General features: G+C 59.7%; 25 protein-coding genes and 1 pseudogene. 24 read left to right on the forward strand and 2 right to left on the reverse strand.

All coding sequences use genetic code 11. The features are described from left to right. The first annotated feature begins 1 nt into the window (after window position 1). The 21 genes from AB4N92_RS17945 to recX all read left to right on the forward strand — a co-directional run bounded on the left by AB4N92_RS17945 (window position 2) and on the right by recX (window position 13223). Window positions 2–613, forward strand: coding sequence for a phage baseplate assembly protein V (locus AB4N92_RS17945; RefSeq protein ID WP_010212718.1), 612 nt, complete (start codon window positions 2–4; stop codon window positions 611–613). A 9-nt stretch (window positions 614–622) separates the two neighbouring features. Beyond that, window positions 623–955, forward strand: coding sequence for a phage baseplate protein (locus AB4N92_RS17950; RefSeq protein WP_021492470.1), 333 nt, complete (start codon window positions 623–625; stop codon window positions 953–955). Further along, complete coding sequence (locus AB4N92_RS17955; RefSeq protein ID WP_021492469.1) at window positions 952–1947, forward strand: baseplate J/gp47 family protein; 996 nt, start codon at window positions 952–954, stop codon at window positions 1945–1947. Before AB4N92_RS17950 ends, AB4N92_RS17955 begins: the two co-directional genes overlap by 4 nt. Next, complete coding sequence (locus AB4N92_RS17960; protein WP_021492468.1) at window positions 1944–2582, forward strand: phage tail protein I; 639 nt, start codon at window positions 1944–1946, stop codon at window positions 2580–2582. Before AB4N92_RS17955 ends, AB4N92_RS17960 begins: the two co-directional genes overlap by 4 nt. Next, window positions 2579–3109 carry a hypothetical protein gene (locus tag AB4N92_RS17965; RefSeq protein WP_106118926.1) on the forward strand — a complete coding sequence of 177 codons (531 nt, stop codon included), beginning with the start codon at window positions 2579–2581 and terminating at the stop codon, window positions 3107–3109. The genes AB4N92_RS17960 and AB4N92_RS17965 overlap by 4 nt, the downstream gene beginning before the upstream one ends. Window positions 3110–3157: 48 nt before the next feature. Then, complete coding sequence (locus AB4N92_RS17970) at window positions 3158–3940, forward strand: hypothetical protein (RefSeq protein ID WP_010212713.1); 783 nt, start codon at window positions 3158–3160, stop codon at window positions 3938–3940. Between the two features lies 1 nt (window position 3941). Continuing rightward, complete coding sequence (locus AB4N92_RS17975) at window positions 3942–4244, forward strand: hypothetical protein (RefSeq protein ID WP_010212711.1); 303 nt, start codon at window positions 3942–3944, stop codon at window positions 4242–4244. A gap of 88 nt (window positions 4245–4332) precedes the next feature. Next, complete coding sequence (locus AB4N92_RS17980) at window positions 4333–4506, forward strand: hypothetical protein (protein WP_021492464.1); 174 nt, start codon at window positions 4333–4335, stop codon at window positions 4504–4506. A 2-nt stretch (window positions 4507–4508) separates the two neighbouring features. After that, a complete protein-coding gene (locus AB4N92_RS17985) occupies window positions 4509–5675 on the forward strand; it encodes a phage tail sheath protein (protein WP_042571729.1) in 1167 nt (388 codons plus the stop codon). After that, entirely contained in the window at window positions 5675–6181 is a 507-nt protein-coding gene (locus tag AB4N92_RS17990) for a phage major tail tube protein (RefSeq protein WP_010212707.1), read from the forward strand. The genes AB4N92_RS17985 and AB4N92_RS17990 overlap by 1 nt, the downstream gene beginning before the upstream one ends. Before the next feature lie 53 nt (window positions 6182–6234). Continuing rightward, window positions 6235–6807, forward strand: coding sequence for a phage tail assembly protein (locus AB4N92_RS17995; RefSeq protein WP_010212706.1), 573 nt, complete (start codon window positions 6235–6237; stop codon window positions 6805–6807). Beyond that, complete coding sequence (locus AB4N92_RS18000) at window positions 6804–6929, forward strand: hypothetical protein (RefSeq protein WP_010212704.1); 126 nt, start codon at window positions 6804–6806, stop codon at window positions 6927–6929. Before AB4N92_RS17995 ends, AB4N92_RS18000 begins: the two co-directional genes overlap by 4 nt. 5 nt (window positions 6930–6934) lie before the next feature. After that, the gene (locus AB4N92_RS18005; RefSeq protein WP_010212703.1) at window positions 6935–8395 is read left to right on the forward strand and encodes a hypothetical protein; all 1461 of its coding nucleotides are present in this window, start codon (window positions 6935–6937) and stop codon (window positions 8393–8395) included. After that, window positions 8395–8778, forward strand: coding sequence for a phage tail protein (locus tag AB4N92_RS18010; protein WP_010212701.1), 384 nt, complete (start codon window positions 8395–8397; stop codon window positions 8776–8778). The genes AB4N92_RS18005 and AB4N92_RS18010 overlap by 1 nt, the downstream gene beginning before the upstream one ends. Next, window positions 8771–8983 carry a tail protein X gene (locus AB4N92_RS18015; protein WP_021492460.1) on the forward strand — a complete coding sequence of 71 codons (213 nt, stop codon included), beginning with the start codon at window positions 8771–8773 and terminating at the stop codon, window positions 8981–8983. The genes AB4N92_RS18010 and AB4N92_RS18015 overlap by 8 nt, the downstream gene beginning before the upstream one ends. 9 nt (window positions 8984–8992) lie before the next feature. Then, window positions 8993–10000, forward strand: a complete 1008-nt coding sequence (locus AB4N92_RS18020; protein WP_010212698.1) for a contractile injection system protein, VgrG/Pvc8 family — start codon at window positions 8993–8995, stop codon at window positions 9998–10000. Between the two features lie 6 nt (window positions 10001–10006). Next, complete coding sequence (locus AB4N92_RS18025; protein ID WP_010212696.1) at window positions 10007–10564, forward strand: glycoside hydrolase family 19 protein; 558 nt, start codon at window positions 10007–10009, stop codon at window positions 10562–10564. Next, window positions 10528–11022, forward strand: a complete 495-nt coding sequence (locus AB4N92_RS18030; protein WP_010212694.1) for a lysis system i-spanin subunit Rz — start codon at window positions 10528–10530, stop codon at window positions 11020–11022. Before AB4N92_RS18025 ends, AB4N92_RS18030 begins: the two co-directional genes overlap by 37 nt. 81 nt (window positions 11023–11103) lie before the next feature. Then, window positions 11104–11604, forward strand: a complete 501-nt coding sequence (locus tag AB4N92_RS18035; protein ID WP_010212691.1) for a CinA family protein — start codon at window positions 11104–11106, stop codon at window positions 11602–11604. Between the two features lie 84 nt (window positions 11605–11688). Beyond that, window positions 11689–12747 (forward strand): recombinase RecA, encoded by a 1059-nt coding sequence (gene recA, locus AB4N92_RS18040; protein ID WP_003189042.1) that lies wholly within the window; start codon window positions 11689–11691, stop codon window positions 12745–12747. Window positions 12748–12755: 8 nt separating this feature from the next. Next, window positions 12756–13223, forward strand: a complete 468-nt coding sequence (recX, locus tag AB4N92_RS18045; protein ID WP_021492459.1) for a recombination regulator RecX — start codon at window positions 12756–12758, stop codon at window positions 13221–13223. 62 nt (window positions 13224–13285) lie between these two features. On the opposite strand, the gene AB4N92_RS18050 is transcribed toward recX, so the two are convergent. Both AB4N92_RS18050 and AB4N92_RS18055 read right to left on the reverse strand, forming a co-directional pair. Beyond that, a complete protein-coding gene (locus AB4N92_RS18050) occupies window positions 13286–14398 on the reverse strand; it encodes an LOG family protein (RefSeq protein ID WP_010212688.1) in 1113 nt (370 codons plus the stop codon). A gap of 276 nt (window positions 14399–14674) precedes the next feature. Continuing rightward, window positions 14675–15115: a PA3611 family quorum-sensing-regulated virulence factor gene (locus AB4N92_RS18055; RefSeq protein ID WP_010212685.1), complete on the reverse strand. Its 441-nt coding sequence runs from the start codon at window positions 15113–15115 to the stop codon at window positions 14675–14677. 179 nt (window positions 15116–15294) lie between these two features. On the opposite strand from AB4N92_RS18055, the gene AB4N92_RS18060 reads away from it, so the two are divergent. The 3 genes and pseudogenes from AB4N92_RS18060 (at window position 15295) to AB4N92_RS18070 (ending at window position 17240) form a co-directional block, all read left to right on the forward strand. Beyond that, window positions 15295–16014: a tRNA-uridine aminocarboxypropyltransferase gene (locus tag AB4N92_RS18060; RefSeq protein ID WP_042571731.1), complete on the forward strand. Its 720-nt coding sequence runs from the start codon at window positions 15295–15297 to the stop codon at window positions 16012–16014. A gap of 138 nt (window positions 16015–16152) precedes the next feature. Then, the gene (gene erdR / locus AB4N92_RS18065; RefSeq protein WP_021492458.1) at window positions 16153–16803 is read left to right on the forward strand and encodes a response regulator transcription factor ErdR; all 651 of its coding nucleotides are present in this window, start codon (window positions 16153–16155) and stop codon (window positions 16801–16803) included. A gap of 75 nt (window positions 16804–16878) precedes the next feature. Then, window positions 16879–17240, forward strand: a pseudogene (locus AB4N92_RS18070) (diacylglycerol kinase). The last annotated feature ends 1 nt before the right edge of the window (window position 17241 follow it).

Raw genomic sequence — 17241 nt, forward strand, 5'->3', positions numbered from 1 at the left:
CATGTTTGATGCATTGCTACGCATGCAACTCGGGCCGATTGTCGAGCGCCTGGCAGAAATGGAAGCCCAGTTGGAAGACCTGTATCGACGTGCAGATAGCTTCTGCCGGATTGGCGTGTGCCAGGAGGTCGACGCCGCGACTAATACCTGCAAGGTCAGCCACGGTGATTTGCTCAGCCCGGCGATCCAGTTTTTCAACCCGAGTGCGGGGGCGCAAACCGAAACCCGCATCCCCTCTGTGGGCGAACAATGCCTGCTGCTCAATTACGGCGGCGGGGAAGGAGGCGCGCAGTCCGTCGCCTTGTTCGGCCTCAACAGTAGTCTCTTTCCACCCGTGTCCGACGTTGCCTCGCTGACGCGGCGTCGCCATCAGGACGGCACCCAAAGTGACTACGACGACGCCAGTCACATTTTCAACTGGGTCAACGGCCCGACTACGTTCAGTGGCTCTCGCGAGCAGGTCGACGTCAAGGTTGGCGCCGCCAGCCTGACCCTGAATGCCCAGAGCATCACCCTGCAACTCGGCGTCACCGGCGTGTTGCTGGATGCCGCCGGTGTGCATTTGAGCGGTCCGGTGGTGGATCACCAGGGCCGCGTGATCAGTCGCGCATAAGGAGTTGCCATGATCGGAATCGATAGGAACACCGGGGCAGTCGTCGACGACTGGCTGCAATTCGTACAGCGCGCCACCCGAGCGCTGACCACCCCCGTGGGCACTCGCCAGAAACGCCCGCTGTACGGCTCGCTGATCCCGCAACTGCTTGGCCAGAACCTGGGGGATGACCTGCTGATCCTCGCCCAAAGCCACGCCGCGCAGGCGTTCTACAACACCCAGAACGGCATCGGCGACTTTCAACCCCAGATCATCGTCGCCACCCGTCAGGGCGCCGGACTGTTGCTGCGTTTTGCCGGTACCTGGAAAAACCGCCAACAAACCTTCGAGGTCGCGACATGAGCATGTTGATCCCTGGCCAGAACCAACTGGCGGAACCGGCCATCATCGCCGTGGATGAGTTCGAACCGTTGTTGGCCGAGTTCAAGGCCTTCGTCGTCGACTACGTCGCCACCCGTGCGCCGCAAAGCGCGGCCAAACTCAAGGTCAGCCTCGACAATGAAAGCGAACTGCTGACCCTGGCCCTGGAAGCGTTTTGCGTGCGCCTGCAAACCCACGAACGCAAGTACAACGCCCGCATCAAGCAGATGCTGGCGTGGTGGGCCACTGGCAGTAACCTGGATGCTCGACTGGCCGACATGGGCCTGGAACGCCAAGTGCTCGACCCCGGCGACCCGGCCGCTTTCCCGCCTGTGCCGCCGACGTTGGAAAGCGATGACGACGCTCGCCTGCGTTACTACCTGGCGCCCCATGCTCCGGCGGCGGGCTCGCGGATGCAGTATCGGCGCGAGGTGTTCACCCTCGGCGAGCGGCCGTCGGTAAAAGTGCAAAGCGCAACGCCGGGCGTGGTGACGGTCAGCTACACCTTTGATCCGGACGGTTATGCGGCCCAGGTCAAAGATGGCAATGGGTGTCGAACAGCGCCCGGCGAAGTCATGGTCACCGTGCTTTCTCGTGAGGGCGACGGTACGCCATCTGCCGATTTGCTTGACGGCGTTCGTCGCCATTTCGCACGGCCGGATGTGCGACCGGAGACTGACTTGGTCAGCGTGCAAAGTGCGCAAATCCTGCCGTACAAAATCCGTGTGGTCGCCAAGATCAACGCCGGCCCGGATTCGGGACTCACTCAAGTCGCTGCGCAGAAACTGCTGCAGGACTACGCAGAGTCTTGTCATCGGCTGGAAGGGCGGGTGGATCCGAGTTGGATTGACTATGCGATTCACAGTGCAGGGGCTGCGCAGCTGCAGATTCTTGAGCCTCTGGTGCCGGTTATTGGCAGCGCGTTCCAGGCGCCGTATTGCACGGGTGTCGAAGTGGAGGTGCGTACGCTATGAGTGAGCCTAAAGCGAGCTTGTTGCCGGCCAATAGCTCTCCGTTGGAAAAGGCGTTGGACCTGGGGTTTGGCAAGCTGCTCGACCGCGTAATGCCGCCGTTTCCGGCGTTGATGGATCCACTGCAAACGCCTGCCGAGTTTCTTCCTTACCTTGCCGCCGATCGAGGGGTGAGTGAGTGGGATGCGGATGCCAGCGCCACCGAAAAGCGCATCACTGTGGCCTTGTCCTGGCAGATCCAGCGCCAAGCCGGCACGCCGAAAGCGTTGAGTTATGCGGTGGAATCGCTGGGGTTCACGCCCAACATCAGCGCGTGGTATCAGCAGCGTCCGATGGAGAAGCCTTACACCTTCGACGTGCAGGCCATCATCGGGCGCAGTTGGTCCCGTGGCGATCACAATCGACTGATCCGTCGTATCAACGCAGCCAAGAGCGAGCGGGACCAGGCGACGATCACCATCGTGCATGAAACCGAAGGTCGAATTGCGCTCACTCAGGTCCTCCACGCCCTTTTGAGCGATGGCGAGCTGTGCCTGCACGGCGCGTTGCCGGAGTTGGCGTTGGTTGCCCGACTGAACAGTGCTGGGGCTGCCCAGCACTACACCATTAACGACTACGACCTCAGGGCGCAGCCATGACAGATGACATTACGCGCCTGGTGCGCTTCACCTCCAAAGGTTTGGATGAAGTGCTGCAGGCAAAGAACCAGGGCCTGAAAGGCGAAATCACCCACATCGGCGCCGGCACCGGTCGCTACAACCCGGACGGCACGGAAGTGGCGCTGCGTGATGAGCGCCAACGGGTCGCCATCGTGGATTACGAGGACCTGGGCGACCGACAACTCAGGATGGCCGCGCTGTTTGATGGCGAGGGTGAGTATGAAATTGGCGAGTTCGGGTTTTATCTCGCCAGCGGGACTTTGCTGGCGGTGTACTCCGTGGCAGGGAAGTTGCTGACGTATAAAGCGGCAGCGGCTCGGGTGCTGCAAAAGTTCACGCTGGATGTTTCGCCGTTGCCGGCGGACAGCGTGACGATTGTGGTGGGGAGTGAAAATCTCAATTTGTTGCTGGCTGAAGAAATCGCAGTTATGGCGGCGGCTTCGGTGGCAAATATGTCTCGCCACATAGACTTGATGTTTAGAGTTATGCATCTGGAAGCACAGTAGTAGATGTCACACGTGTAATGAGAATACAGAATCGACAGGGAGTTGATGATGGGAATTGAAGCGACTATCACAAAAGTTGTAGATGCATGTAATAAGCTTACCGAAACAGTAACCAACCAAATTGGAAAAATAGATGCTCGCGTGGAGACGGCGTCGGCCCAGTTCACTGCGTGGCGTAACAGCGTACAAGCTAAGGATATCAACGGTCGTGCTTCCTACACACAGACGATCGATCTTACGGGACTATCTACCAACATTTTCTACCCCGTCTGGTGGCGGATGCCGGGTAACGAAAAAGGTATGTCGGAGATTGTTATTTCCAGGAACTACGCATTGGACGCAGGCCTCAATCCGTTCAATAACAATTTTGAAGCGCATGTTGCGGGTCTGAACCTGCAAATGGAGGGCTGTGGGATCCCGTGGAATGGGGACGCAAACTTTCTGACCATTAAACGAATCTCCCAAACGTATCGAGAGACCGTCCGGCGCGCACAATTTGGTATGTTGTCTTATGTCCGTCCGGTCACCGGCCTTAAACCCATCTGGCTTAACCAGACCCCCGGCACTTTGGTCTCGTCCCCACAGGAATCGGGTTGCTACTTGCGTGGCGGACTTACATATATCGTCACCAAGAGTTTTGAAGAACCTGTGAAGTTCAGCCGCTCCGATGCCGAGGTTGAGCTGAGTCAAGCCGTGACACCTGAATATGAAATCTCTTGGAAGGTGAAGCCGTTTGCGATGACCGCCCCCGAACTTGGAGAGACCTACCCGGAAAGCAGATTGGCTTACACATTGGATAACGATCTGCGCTATGCAGTGAAAGGAGTTTGATATGGTTGGGTCTATCAAAAAATTACTGTTGGCATCGGGTGAGACGCTCATCAATGTTCCTGCGGACCGTCTCATTTTGAAAGCGCTTGGGTTTGACGAAGTCCTTGTAGATCAACTCGTCAATGAAGCTGAAGATAGCGCCGAGCTGGAACGTGTTATCTCTGCGCGTCGCACGCTCTATATGACTGCAGCCGATCCTTTGTTTCTCGAGTGGCAATACGACGAAACCCCCGAAAAAGAAAAAGCCTGGCGTGACAAAGTTGCCGAAATCAAGGCGCTCTACCCACTGCCTGACCGTACCTGAAGCCTCGCCGCGAAAGCGGTTTTTTTTCGCCTCCCCAAAGCCCCTCCTCGCAGGGGCTTTGGTGTTTTACACACGGAGAATTCCACTCATGTCTGACCGCAAAACCTACACCGTCCTCATCCCATTCCCCATCGGTAACGGCCATTGGTCCACCGCCGGCGAGGAACTGCAACTGCTGGACGTCGAAGCATCCGCCCTGCGCACCGCCGGCCGTCTGGAACTGACCAGCGTCCTCAACTCCACCCCCAAGAAGGCTGACTAACCATGGCTGAGGTTCTTAACTTCGAGCACAACGGCATCACCGTGAATGCCACCGAATCCCCCGAGGCCATGGGTGGCCTCGGCGATAATGTCATCGGCCTGGTCGGCACTGCGCCGAAGGCGCACGCGTCGATCCCTAAAAACGCGCCGTTCCGCATCAACAGTTTCACCACCCAGGCGCTGCTGGACCCCACGGGTACTGAGTCGGGCACGTTGTTTCATGCCGTGTATCAGATCCTCAAGGTCGTGAAGGTGCCGGTCTACGTCGTGATCGTGGAGGAGGGCGCCACCCCGGCTGACACGATCAACAATGTGATCGGCGGCGATGAGCCGGTCACCGGTCGCAAGCTCGGCCTGGCCGCGCTGGCCAGCGTGCCGGAAGACCTGACCATCATCGGTGCCCCAGGCTTCACCGGCACTAAAGCTGTAGCCGGTGAGTTTGCCTCCTTCGGCAAGCGCATCAAAGCGCGTGTGGTGTTGGACGGCAAAGACGCAAGCGTCGCCGACCAAGTGACCTACAGCGGCGAGCTGGGCGGTGCCGACCTAGGTTTCGACCGTTGCCTGCTGGTGCACAACATGCCGTCGGTGTACTCCAAGGCGGCGAAGAAAAACGTGTTCCTTGCGCCGTCGTCCCTGGCGATCGCTGCGCTGGCCAAGGTCAAGCAGTGGGAAAGCCCAGGCAATCAGGTGACGTTCGCAGAGGATGTTTCCCGCGTCGTCGAGTACAACATCCTCGACACGTCCACCGAAGGCGACCTGCTCAATCGCTACGGCGTGAGCTATTACGCTCGCACGATCCTTGGCGGCTTCTCGCTGCTGGGTAACCGTTCCATCACCGGCAAGTTCATCAGCTACGTCGGCCTGGAGGACGCGATCAGCCGCAAGCTGGTCAAGGCCGGCCAGAAAGCCATGGCCAAGAACCTCACCAAGTCCTTCATGGACCAGGAGGTCAAGCGCATCAACGATTGGCTACAAACCCTGGTCGCCGACGAAACCATCCCCGGCGGCAGCGTGTACTTGCACCCGGAATTGAACAGTGTCGAGAAATACAAGAACGGCACCTGGTTCATCGTCATCGACTACGGGCGGTACGCGCCGAACGAACACATGATTTATCAACTCAATGCCCGCGATGAAATCATCGAGCAGTTCCTGGAGGACGTTCTCTAATGTTTACCAACCGAGTCAGACAGGCCATTGCGGCCACCCTTCAAGGCCTGCCGTTGTCCGCGACGGTGGAAGAATTTACCCCTCCGAAGATTGAGTTCGACATGGAGCCCATGTCCGGCGGGCGCTTCATTGCCGAGGAAATGGCCAAGAGCGGCAAGGTGCTGGGCGCCAAGTTGATCCTCCAAGGTGCGGGCCCGGAAATCATGCTGGCGTTGGGCGTGCGCCTGGGTGATGACATCCTGCTGAACGTTCGCGAGGCCGGTCAGGACCAGGATGGCAAGACCTACTTCACCTATCACACCGTGGGCGGCAAGCTCAAATCCCTCGAGGAAGCGAAGCTGAAAATGGGTGAGAAGGCCACCACCACCCTGGAACTCTCCTGCCGCACCTACAACCGTCTGGAAAACGGCATTCCGGTGATCGACATCGACGTACGCACCCAGAAATTCGTGCTCAACGGCGTCGACATCCTCGGCGATGCGCGCCGCGCCGTGCTGATGCCGTAATGCCTCCGGGGGCGGGTTCGCTCGCCCCCCATACTTCACCAAGGAGCTACCCCATGGCCTGGATGCCACCGCTGCACCCCCTGCTCTCGCCGATCACCGCCGACACCGGCGCGACGATCGAGCAGGTGCAACTCAAGCCGCTGTACTACGCCGCGCAAAAAGAGGCGCTGGCCCGGGCCGGTGATGACGAGGACGACCAGTTCTTCGAACTGGCGAAACTCGCCACCGGCCTGTCGGAAAAAGAGCTCGACCAACTCAAGCGCCCGGACTACGTGACCATCGCCCAATACGTACATGAGATGTCGACACGTCCTGCATCGTTCTTCCTCGACGGGCAGGCGGAATCGACCCACGACCAGCCCATCCAACTGTTGCAGCCCCTCGATGCTGCTGGCCGTACCTTCACCGAGCTGTCCCTGGAAATGCCCGCCCTGCGCGCCACCAAGGTAATGAAAAAACTCGCCACCAACAAAGAACGCGCCGAGTTCATCACCGCTCATTGCAGCGGCCTGATGATCCCCGATCTCGCCAACCTGACTGTGCCCGACTGGACCGAATTGCAGGAGCGCATCGACGATTTTTTAAATCAACCGGCGGCTTTCTTTCGCAACGCGACATCGACGTGATCCTCGATGTGGTGCCGCTGGTTTACTCGGTCAATGAGGCGGAGATCCTGGATTGGGATGCCGCAAAAGCATTGCGCCGCTACGACATCGCGATCACTCGCCTTGGCGTTAAACAGGAGTAAGCGGGATGCAAGAGACTAAATATGGGGTCCGGCTCGTCCAGGAGGATTTACGCTGGATGATCGGCGATGCGGACCTCGGCAGTGTGCTCACACCGTTTACCGCAGGCCTTGCCGCACCGGTGAGCCTGGAGGCTGCGCCGCAGCCGCAGCCACCGCTCACTTCGGCGCTGATGACTGTCAGTACCGGCCTCAATGCCTTGACGCAAGAGCAAGTCCGGTTGCGCGAGACGCTGGAGACCCTCAACAGCACGCTGTCCGCCCGCGAACAAACGCTGGCAACCAAGACAGCTGATGTCACTGCTGCACCTGGCGCAAGTGAGCCAAAAAAGCCCGAGCCTGCTACCCGTTCCTGGCGCGAGCAGGGTCTCGAGATGGGAACCGATGCCGTTAAGTTCGTCGGCAAGGAGGTGGTCAGCGGTTTGTGGGATAAGGCCAAAGACAGGCTTTCAGGCAAAGCGCTTGATGCCGTGGCGGACAGGTATCCCACGGCCGCCAAGTGGCTCAAAGAGGACAAGGACGGTAACAAAGGTAAGGAGTGCTGCTGCACGGGAGCCCTTCCTCCGGATATTCGCGGGTCATTGGAACCGGTGCAGTCACAGGTGCCTGAGGGTGTGGGCAAGACCGCCAGGGCGCAAGAAAAAGCGCGCCCTAAAGACACACGGAAAAAACCGCGTGGCCCGCGTAGCAAGACCCGTCAATCCAGCTCGCGCGAGGTCAAGACCAGCGTGGTCAGAAGGGCCATGGATCTCAAGTCGCCACGTGCTGTGTCTGCGGCCAAGGTGTCGCCTCCACTCAATGTCGTGGTCCAGCGGCAGCTTCCATTCGAGGGCACGCGTGCGAGTCAGGCCGCGACCGGTCTTCCCGGTCGGTCGTTTGCCTCCTCCGCAGCACTTCCGACATCCCGTCCCCTGATGCGCGGTGCGGGCAAAGGCCTGGCGGCCGGGTTGTCGGGCACCCTGGCGAAGTTGGAGTCATCCGCCGTCCGCCGTCTTGGCCCGTTGAGGTATGTCGACACGGCCATGGATGTGGCCCAAGGCGTACGCAATGGCGACGTCAAGGCCATCGGCGCCGGCCTCAGCACGGCCGGTGGCGCCTGGGCTGGAGCCTCTGCGGGTGCAGCCATCGGCACGCTGGTTTTCCCCGGTGTGGGGACTGCTGTCGGCGGAGCAATCGGAGGCTTGCTCGGCAGTGAGGCGGGCGCTTGGCTCGGTGACAAGCTGTTCGGGCCTAGGGACCGTCTGCCGGCGCCTGCAGATGTCGGCAAGCACCTGAGCAACGCCCAGGCTGACAACCGCCAACTCACCTTCTCCCCGCACATCACGATCAACGCACCTGAACAGGCCAGCTATCAGCAACTGGCTGCGCTGGTGGTGCAACAGATTGAGGCTCAATTCACGCCGTTGCCGATGGACAGCTTGCTGGCGACGCGACGTGACTCGGCCCTGACTGATACAGGAGTAGCGTGATGCGACAACAGATGGCATTGGGCACCTTTATTTTTGGGCTGTCCCGTGGGTTTGCCTACGACACCCTGGACCGTGCAAGCAGTGGTGGTTGGGTCAGCCTGGAGATCGTGGCCGGTAAACCCAAGTCCAGCCAGGTCGGCCAGGCGCTCGAAACGCTCGCCTTTGGTGGCAAGGCTGCACGGGCACAGGGTATGGCGCGGCTGGATGAGTTGCGTGCGCTGCAAGCCCTTCGTGTGCCGTTGCCTTTGGTCGACGGCGTAGGCCTCAGCTGGGGGCTGTGGACCATCAAGTCGGTGGACGAAAAACAGTCCAGCGTCATCGATGACGGTACGGCGATGGTGATCAATTGGTCGGTGGTACTGGAGGAGTTCGTCAATGCGTAGGGTACGAAGTATTGCGGGTGATTCGGTGAACCTGCTGCTCTACCGCGAGCTAAGGCGCTGTGATGATGCGGCTGAGGAAGTGTTGTGGCGCTTGAATCCTGAATTGGCCGAACAGGGCGCGGTATTGCCTGCGGGCGTCAACGTGATTGTGCCTGAACTGGAGACACAACCGACCGCCAATCAGCCGGTTTCGGCCTGGGATTAAGGAGTCACCATGACACTTGGATTTACACCGGTGGTGGAAATTTACGGCGACAACGCCGCGCTGCTCAATGAGCGGCTACTGGAGTGGGAACACACTGATTTGGCGGGTTTCGTGTCCGATCAGTTGAAGTTGACTCTCGACATCGAAGGCCTTGAAGGGTTGCCTGGCTTGGGCGGGCATATCGGCCTGCGCGTTGGCTACCGGGAATCCGGCCTGGTGGATAAAGGGCGTTTCAAGATCACTCAGCGTACGCCGTCGCTGTTTCCGCTGCGCGTGGTGCTGGTGGCGACGGCAGCGCCTTTTGATGAACCCGAGTTCAAGAAGCGACGAACCGCCAGTCACGGGCCGATCAGCCTGGGGGCGCTGTTTCGCCAGTTGACCACTCGCCATGGCTTCTCACCGCGTGTGGCACATGACTTGGAAGGCGAACAGATCCAGCATATCGACCAGACCAATGAAAGCGACATGGCGTTTTTGACGCGGTTGGCCAAGCGGTTCGATGCGGTGGCCAAACCCGTCGACGAGCTGTATGTGCTGGGCCGCAAAGGGCAGATCAAGTCGCTGTCTGGCAAGGTTTTGCCGGATGTGCAGTTGTCGATCACCCGTGATAACCGTCCGGGAGATCGTGCGTTTGTTTCCGCCAGCTTTACTGAAACCAGCCGCGCGACCTACTCCGGCGCCCAAGCGCGCTGGTGGGATGCAGCCGCCGGTAAACAACACGTGGTGGAGGTGGGGGGCGCGCCGTTCAAGGTCATGACGCAGCGTTACCAGAGCGAGGCTGAAGCCAGAACTGCCGCTGAGGGCGAGATGCGTCGAGTGGGCCGTGAGGGCTTGCAGGTCAGTGTGATCTGCCCTGGAAACCCCTCATTTGGCGCCGAAGGGCTGTTGCTGTTGGACGAGTCCTGGCCTGGCTTTATGCGGGGTCGTTGGTCGATCGACAGTGTGACTGCCAGCGGCAAGCGCAAAGAGAGCTACCGATGTGCGATCAAGGCCAGTGGTTTGTCCCCGGCCGAGTGAGGAACCATGCTGATAACACTGCCCCAACTGCTTCAAATCCTGCCGGGAGCCCGCCTTGGAGCGGGCTCTTTTTTGCCCGCACTGAACATGGCAATGTCCAGGTTTGAGATCGGTCAACCCAAGCGCATTGCTGCGTTTCTCGCCCAGGTCGGTCATGAGTCCGGCGAATTGCGTTACGTGCGTGAACTGGGCAGTGATGAATATTTGAGCAAGTACGATACTGGCGCATTGGCCGCACGCCTGGGCAACACACCCGAAGCCGACGGCGACGGCCAGAAATACCGGGGCAGGGGGCTGATCCAGATTACCGGACGCCGCAATTACCTGTCTTGCAGCCAGGCACTGTTCGGCGATGATCGTTTGTTGCGGGAACCGACATTGCTGGAGCAGCCGCAATGGGCGGCCGAGTCGGCGGCTTGGTTCTGGCAACGCAACGGCCTGAACGAACTGGCCGACAAGGATCAATTCACTGCGATCACGCGACGTATCAATGGCGGGCTCAATGGGCTGGAGGATCGCTTGCGGTTATGGGCGCGGGCGAAGGCGGTGTTGTGCGTTTCTTAGGCGCGTGCCGCTTGATCGGTGTATGCCTGCTGATGGCGGTTGTGTGGCAGGTACAGGCCTGGCGGTACGCGGCGCAGATCGCACATTTGTCGGCAGCGCAGACGCAGGCAGCCCTGTACCAGAAGCAGGTCGAGCAGGATAAGCGGCTGGCCCTTGAGCAACAGCTCAGTGCCGATGATCAACGACATGCCCGGGAGTTGAGCGATGCCCAACGTAACCAAGCTATTTTGCGCGACCGCCTGGCCACTGCTGATGTGCGGTTGTCAGTCCTTCTCGACGCTTCCAGTGGCTGTCCGGTGCCAGCCTCCACCGCCCCCGGCAGCGTGGTTCATGCAGCCCCGCGAGCCCGACTTGACCCGGCGCATGCTCAGCGAATTATCGGCATCACCGACGACGGTGACAGCGCCTTGATCGCCTTGCGCGCGTGCCAGGCTTACGTGCGTGCCGTCGCCCGTTAGCGTCTTGAGACAGTCCGTCACTTGCGCGTGCGAGCGGCTCCTGTAGGGTAGGCGAACCCCCGCCCACGTCTGGAGACGACCGTGAAGGAAATCACTCAACTGGCTGCTGAATTGGGGCGCCGCTTGCAGGTGCTCAATGCCCATGTCACCACTGCCGAGTCCTGCACCGGCGGTGGAATCGCGGAAGCCATCACGCGGATTCCGGGGAGTTCGGCCTGGTTCGAGGCGGGGTATGTCACCTATTCCAACCGTCAGAAGACCCGGCAGCTGAATGTGCCGGAAATGCTGTTTTCAAAAGTCGGCGCTGTCAGCCGGGAAGTGGTGGAAGCGATGGTCCGCGGCGCACAGGAAAAAAGCCTGGCGCGTTTTGCTGTCGCCGTCAGCGGTGTGGCGGGGCCGGATGGCGGTTCGCCGGACAAACCGGTGGGCACTGTATGGCTGGCTTTCGGCGTGGGCGAGGACGTCACGGCCGAAGTTGAACACTTCACCGGCAACCGCGACGAGGTCCGCCGACAAACGGTAAAGGCCGCGCTAGAGGGCTTGTTGCGACGAGCTGCAGCAGAAATAGAAAATCAGGGGTAGGCGATCTCCGATCTTTATGGAACAATACTGTCTACTTATACAGGTGTTGGCCGCCCCGGCCTTATTGATTACGTGAGGACTTTAATGGACGACAACAAGAAGAAAGCCTTGGCTGCGGCCCTGGGTCAGATCGAACGTCAATTCGGCAAGGGTGCCGTAATGCGTATGGGCGATCACGACCGTCAGGCGATCCCGGCTATTTCCACTGGCTCTCTGGGTCTGGACATCGCGCTCGGCATTGGCGGCCTGCCAAAAGGCCGTATCGTTGAAATCTACGGTCCTGAATCTTCCGGTAAAACCACCCTGACCCTGTCGGTCATTGCCCAGGCGCAGAAAATGGGCGCCACCTGTGCGTTCGTCGACGCCGAGCACGCCCTGGACCCTGAATACGCCGGCAAACTGGGCGTCAACGTTGACGACCTGCTGGTTTCCCAGCCAGACACCGGTGAGCAAGCCCTGGAAATCACCGACATGCTGGTGCGCTCCAACGCCATCGACGTGATCGTGGTCGACTCCGTGGCTGCCCTGGTGCCCAAGGCTGAAATCGAAGGCGAAATGGGTGATATGCACGTGGGCCTGCAAGCCCGTCTGATGTCCCAGGCGCTGCGTAAAATCACCGGTAACATCAAGAACGCCAACTGCCTGGTGATCTTCATCAACCAAATCCGTATGAAGATCGGCGTGATGTTCGGCAGCCCGGAAACCACCACCGGTGGTAACGCGCTGAAGTTCTACGCTTCGGTCCGTCTGGATATCCGCCGTACTGGCGCGGTGAAAGAAGGTGACGAGGTTGTGGGTAGTGAAACCCGCGTCAAAGTCGTGAAGAACAAAGTGGCTCCGCCTTTCCGTCAGGCCGAGTTCCAGATTCTCTACGGCAAGGGTATCTACCTGAACGGCGAGATGATCGACCTGGGCGTGTTGCACGGTTTCGTCGAGAAATCGGGTGCCTGGTATGCCTACAACGGCAGCAAGATCGGCCAAGGCAAGGCCAACTCGGCCAAGTTCCTGGCGGACAACCCGGACATTGCTGCCACACTTGAAAAGCAGATTCGCGACAAGCTGCTGACCGCCGCTCCAGACGTGAAAGCTGCCGCCAACCGCGAGCCGGTTGAAGAAGTGGAAGAAGCTGATACTGACATCTGAAGCACGCGATGACAGTTGTACTGGATACACTCGTCGCCGTTCGGCGCACTGCGATGGACCTGCTCGCTCGCCGCGAGCATGGTCGAGTCGAGCTGACGCGTAAACTGCGTCAGCGCGGCGCGGAGCCCGAAATGATTGAAACCGCCCTCGACCGCCTGACGGAAGAGGGACTGCTTTCCGAATCCAGATACCTCGAAAGCTTTGTCTCCTACCGAGCCCGCTCCGGCTACGGCCCGGCGCGGATTCGCGAGGAGCTGAGCCAGCGTGGCCTGCAACGCGCCGATATCGACCTTGCCCTGCGAGAGTGCGGGATCAGCTGGCAGGCGCAGTTGGAAGACACCTGGCGGCGCAAGTTCTCTGGCCATCTACCGATTGATGCCAAGGAACGGGCGAAGCAGGGGCGATTCCTGAGCTATCGGGGGTTTTCGATGGAGATGATCAGCCGATTATTGAGCGGCAGGGATTTGGACGACTGATCTCTTGAACAAGCAAAAGACCCACTATGAAAATAGTGGGTCTTTTTTTTTGCCTCAGAAAATCACGCCGGCTCCGGCGCCACCCGTTGCTGTGCCTTGCCCTGAGCCTGAGCCCAGTTCTCCGGCAGGTTGATGTAGTCCACCAGCTCCCGTAGCCGGCCCTGATCGCGCCCGTTGAAGTTGAACACCAGCCGCGTCAAATGGCTGAACCTCGGTTCATCATGTTCCTCGCCGGTATACGCCAGCTGTTGGAACTCTCCACTCAGCCGCAGGCTGGCAAACTCGCTCTGTAAATGGGCCAATGCTCGTTCACTGAGTGGGTGGTTCATGCGCACCACAAACTCGCGTTTCAGCCAGCGGGTGGAGTGGAAGTTGGCATAAAACTGGTTGATCTCGTCCACCGCCTCTTCGGCGCTGTACACCAGGCGTATCAGCTTGAGGTCAGTGGGAAGGATGTAGCGATTGGCTTCCAGCTGGCTGCGGATAAAGTCCAGGGCGCCTTGCCAGAACCCGCCACCGGGTGCGTCCAGCAGCACCACCGGGACCAGAGGGCTCTTGCCGGTTTGAATCAGGGTCAGCACTTCCAGTGCTTCATCCAGGGTGCCGAAGCCGCCTGGGCACAGCACCAGGGCATCGGCTTCCTTGACGAAGAACAGCTTGCGGGTAAAGAAGAAGTGGAAGGACAGCAGGTTCTCAGTGCCATCAATCGTTGGGTTGGCATGTTGTTCAAACGGCAGGGTAATGTTGAATCCCAGGCTGTGTTCCAGGCCCGCGCCTTCGTGGGCGGCGGCCATGATGCCGCCCCCACCGCCGGTGATCACCATCAGGTCCGAGCGCGCCAGTGCCGCGCCGACTTCCCGGGCCAGTGCATACAACGGGCTTTCCACCGGGGTGCGAGCCGAGCCGAATACCGTCACCTTGCGGCGACCCTTGAACTGTTCGAGTACGCGGAAGGCATTGTCCAGTTCGCGGATGGCTTGCAAGGTGATCTTGGCGTTCCAGCGATTGCGGTCGTCCTGGGCCATGCGCAGCACGGTGAGGATCATGTCGCGATACAAGGGGATGTTCGGGCTGTTGGGGGCGATCAGCTGGAGTTGTGCGTCGACCTGCTGCGTGAGGTCGGTACCGTGTTGTTCAAAATGTCGGAGCAGGCGGTCATTCGGTTCGTAAGGCATTCAACTTCTCCTTCTTGCAGGGCACCTTCGCCGGAGGCTACGACACTGCTTGTGTCGCTGTTTGCCGCAGGGAGGCAACCTTCTTTTGCCCTGAAAATGTTACAGAACAGCATGAAAAGCGCTGTGAATGAAAGGTCGGGATGACTTGATCATGGGCCGGAAAACCCTTGGCTGGCAACCACTTATTGGCCGCCCAGTAGGGAGTCTAGCTGCCTGGTAGGACTTGAAGCGGGGGGAGTGCGCGCCACCGGACGGTAGCGCGCGAAGGTCAAGCCGTTACTTTTTCTTTTTTGCCGCAGCCGGTGCCGGGCAATCCGCTTCCACGAACTTTACTGAAGCCACAGGACGGTTGGTCTTGTTCTCAGTGATTTCGTAACGCATCACCGCACCCTTGGCCATCAGCTCGCGGTAGCCCTTGTTCAGGCATACGCTCTGGCCGAGCTGGAAATACACAGCCTTGGGGTTGGCGCGCATCTGTTCGGCGCGATCAGGCAAGACGCTCAGGTGATCGATCAGTTGCATGCCTTCAACGGTGTAGGCCACTTCCAGGGTTTTTTCGTCGATTTCCCGGGGCAGGTCTTTGTTGCTCTCAGCCGCAACGCTTTGCAGCTTCCGGTTCATTTGGGCCTCCAGCAGCGAGGCCGCCTGGGCGCACACGGGCAATACCAGCGCGAGGGCGACGGATGGGGCGACAAGACGCAGCATGGAACGCAGCATGAAACTCTCCTGATTCGGTTACTGGTGCATAGACCAGCCACTGCGCTGTGCGTTCAGTGGCGCGCAATTATAGGTGAGCCCTGGCCACTACAGCCAGGCGTATCGCTGGTAAACTGCCGCCACTTCAGCCGTCCACGAGTTTTCTCCGTGTCGATTTACCCGTTCCACCGGCGCATCCAATGAGCCACGCCGTTTCCCGACTGCGCACCCAGCGCCTGGCCCGTGCCGTCCGTCCGTTCCTCAATCGTGGTTCGCGTGCCGAGCGCTGCCCCGGCTGCCGGGTCATTCCTGAGTATTGCCTGTGTGCCTGGCGACCCAAAATCGCCGCAACCTCAGCGATGTGCCTGCTGATGCATGACGTGGAACCCATGAAACCCAGCAATACCGGTTGGCTGATCGCCGATGTGATCGACGACACCACGGCGTTCGCCTGGTCGCGCACCGAGGTCGATCCTGACCTGCTGACCTTGCTGGCTGACCCGCAGTGGCAGCCCTATATCGTATTCCCCGGCGAATTCGTCGCGCCGGAGCGTGTGGTCAGTGAAGTGAAGGTGGGACAGAGCAAGCGCCCGCTGTTCATCCTGCTGGACGGCACCTGGAGTGAGGCGCGCAAAATGTTCCGCAAAAGCCCCTACCTGGAGCATTTGCCGGTGCTCAGCCTGGCGCCGGAACAGCTGTCGCGCTACAAGTTGCGGCGTTCCAAGCGCGACGACCACTTCTGCACCGCCGAAGTCGCCGCTCTGTGTCTTGAATTGGCGGATGATCGGGTAGCCAGTGAAGTCCTGGACGCCTACCTGGATGTATTCAGCACCCATTACCTGGCCGCCAAGTTCCAGATGCCGCTGGATCCGGCGGACTCTGTTCATGCGCGCCTTGCTCCCTATATTCCGACGGTATAACCAGTCGACGTTTGCATGATGGCACCACGAACCCGCAACCCGCTAAAATCCCCACGGGCGTAGCGCTTGACCCTCCAGGCTACGCTGGGCATGCTGGGCGCCGATCAGGGCACCCCTGAAAACAGGATCATTTAATCAATGGCCACATACGAAATCCTGATAGCCGATGACCACCCGCTGTTTCGCAGTGCACTGCACCAGGCCGTGACCTTGGGCCTTGGTTCGGACGTACGCCTGGTCGAAGTGGCCAGCATTGCCGAGCTGGAAGCCCGCCTCACCGAAAAATCCGACTGGGACCTGGTGCTGCTCGACCTGAACATGCCCGGCGCCTACGGTTTCTCGGGATTGGTGCTGTTACGCGGTCAATATCCTCAGATCCCCGTGGTGATGGTCTCGGCCCAGGAAGAGGCCGACGTGGTGGTGCGTTCCAAGGAGTTTGGCGCCAGTGGTTTCATTCCCAAGTCCAGTGCGATGGAAGATATCCAGAAAGCCGTGCGCACCGTGCTCGATGGCGATGTGTCCTGGCCGCCGCGGGCGTTTGAAGAAATCAACGTGTCCGACGAAGCCAAGGCTGCCCGTGATGGTCTTGCCAGCCTGACACCGCAGCAGTTCCGCGTGCTGACCATGGTCTGCGAAGGCTTGTTGAACAAGCAGATTGCCTATGAGCTGAGCGTGTCGGAAGCGACGATCAAGGCCCATGTCACGGCGATTTTCCGCAAGTTGGGCGTGCGAACGCGTACCCAGGCGGCGCTGCTCTTGCAACAACTTGAGTCAATTTCGCAGCACTAAGCTGCTCCCGATTCACGCTTTTTTGACTTTGCGTGATCTAGTTTCCCCACTCCTTTGGTTCAGTTGCCTACGTCTATGTCGCCTTTCAAGGGTCAAACCGGTATCAAACGTATCTTCAATGCAGGGGGTATTCCCTCGATGGCCTGCGCGCAGCATTCACTGGCGAGGCGGCGTTCCGCCAGTTGGTGTTGCTCAACGTCATCCTGATCCCGCTGAGTTTTTTCCTGAATGTCAGCCGGGTCGAGCGTGCCTTGCTCATCGCGGTGTGCCTGCTGGCGTTGATCGTCGAGTTGCTCAATTCGGCGGTGGAGGCGGCGATCGACCGCATCTCCCTGGATCGACACCCGCTGTCGAAAAACGCCAAGGACATGGGCAGCGCCGCCCAATTCGTCGCGCTGACCATGATCACCCTGGTCTGGGGCGTGATCCTGATCTAAC

The organism is Pseudomonas sp. S3_A09, assembly GCF_054668065.1.

Bases quoted from the DNA above. Each gene is read 5' to 3' on its own strand.
- AB4N92_RS18050 (WP_010212688.1), bottom strand. From the start codon at position 14,398: ATGCCTTACGAACCGAATGACCGCCTGCTCCGACATTTTGAACAACAC.
- AB4N92_RS18010 (WP_010212701.1), top strand. From the start codon at position 8,395: ATGCGACAACAGATGGCATTGGGCACCTTTATTTTTGGGCTGTCCCGT.
- AB4N92_RS17950 (WP_021492470.1), top strand. From the start codon at position 623: ATGATCGGAATCGATAGGAACACCGGGGCAGTCGTCGACGACTGGCTG.
- AB4N92_RS17975 (WP_010212711.1), top strand. From the start codon at position 3,942: ATGGTTGGGTCTATCAAAAAATTACTGTTGGCATCGGGTGAGACGCTC.
- AB4N92_RS17970 (WP_010212713.1), top strand. From the start codon at position 3,158: ATGGGAATTGAAGCGACTATCACAAAAGTTGTAGATGCATGTAATAAG.
- AB4N92_RS17985 (WP_042571729.1), top strand. From the start codon at position 4,509: ATGGCTGAGGTTCTTAACTTCGAGCACAACGGCATCACCGTGAATGCC.
- AB4N92_RS17945 (WP_010212718.1), top strand. From the start codon at position 2: ATGTTTGATGCATTGCTACGCATGCAACTCGGGCCGATTGTCGAGCGC.
- AB4N92_RS17960 (WP_021492468.1), top strand. From the start codon at position 1,944: ATGAGTGAGCCTAAAGCGAGCTTGTTGCCGGCCAATAGCTCTCCGTTG.
- recX (WP_021492459.1), top strand. From the start codon at position 12,756: ATGACAGTTGTACTGGATACACTCGTCGCCGTTCGGCGCACTGCGATG.
- AB4N92_RS18060 (WP_042571731.1), top strand. From the start codon at position 15,295: ATGAGCCACGCCGTTTCCCGACTGCGCACCCAGCGCCTGGCCCGTGCC.
- AB4N92_RS18025 (WP_010212696.1), top strand. From the start codon at position 10,007: ATGCTGATAACACTGCCCCAACTGCTTCAAATCCTGCCGGGAGCCCGC.
- AB4N92_RS17995 (WP_010212706.1), top strand. From the start codon at position 6,235: ATGGCCTGGATGCCACCGCTGCACCCCCTGCTCTCGCCGATCACCGCC.
- AB4N92_RS18030 (WP_010212694.1), top strand. From the start codon at position 10,528: ATGGGCGCGGGCGAAGGCGGTGTTGTGCGTTTCTTAGGCGCGTGCCGC.
- AB4N92_RS17990 (WP_010212707.1), top strand. From the start codon at position 5,675: ATGTTTACCAACCGAGTCAGACAGGCCATTGCGGCCACCCTTCAAGGC.
- AB4N92_RS18055 (WP_010212685.1), bottom strand. From the start codon at position 15,115: ATGCTGCGTTCCATGCTGCGTCTTGTCGCCCCATCCGTCGCCCTCGCG.
- AB4N92_RS17955 (WP_021492469.1), top strand. From the start codon at position 952: ATGAGCATGTTGATCCCTGGCCAGAACCAACTGGCGGAACCGGCCATC.
- erdR (WP_021492458.1), top strand. From the start codon at position 16,153: ATGGCCACATACGAAATCCTGATAGCCGATGACCACCCGCTGTTTCGC.
- AB4N92_RS18015 (WP_021492460.1), top strand. From the start codon at position 8,771: ATGCGTAGGGTACGAAGTATTGCGGGTGATTCGGTGAACCTGCTGCTC.
- AB4N92_RS17965 (WP_106118926.1), top strand. From the start codon at position 2,579: ATGACAGATGACATTACGCGCCTGGTGCGCTTCACCTCCAAAGGTTTG.
- recA (WP_003189042.1), top strand. From the start codon at position 11,689: ATGGACGACAACAAGAAGAAAGCCTTGGCTGCGGCCCTGGGTCAGATC.
- AB4N92_RS17980 (WP_021492464.1), top strand. From the start codon at position 4,333: ATGTCTGACCGCAAAACCTACACCGTCCTCATCCCATTCCCCATCGGT.
- AB4N92_RS18020 (WP_010212698.1), top strand. From the start codon at position 8,993: ATGACACTTGGATTTACACCGGTGGTGGAAATTTACGGCGACAACGCC.
- AB4N92_RS18005 (WP_010212703.1), top strand. From the start codon at position 6,935: ATGCAAGAGACTAAATATGGGGTCCGGCTCGTCCAGGAGGATTTACGC.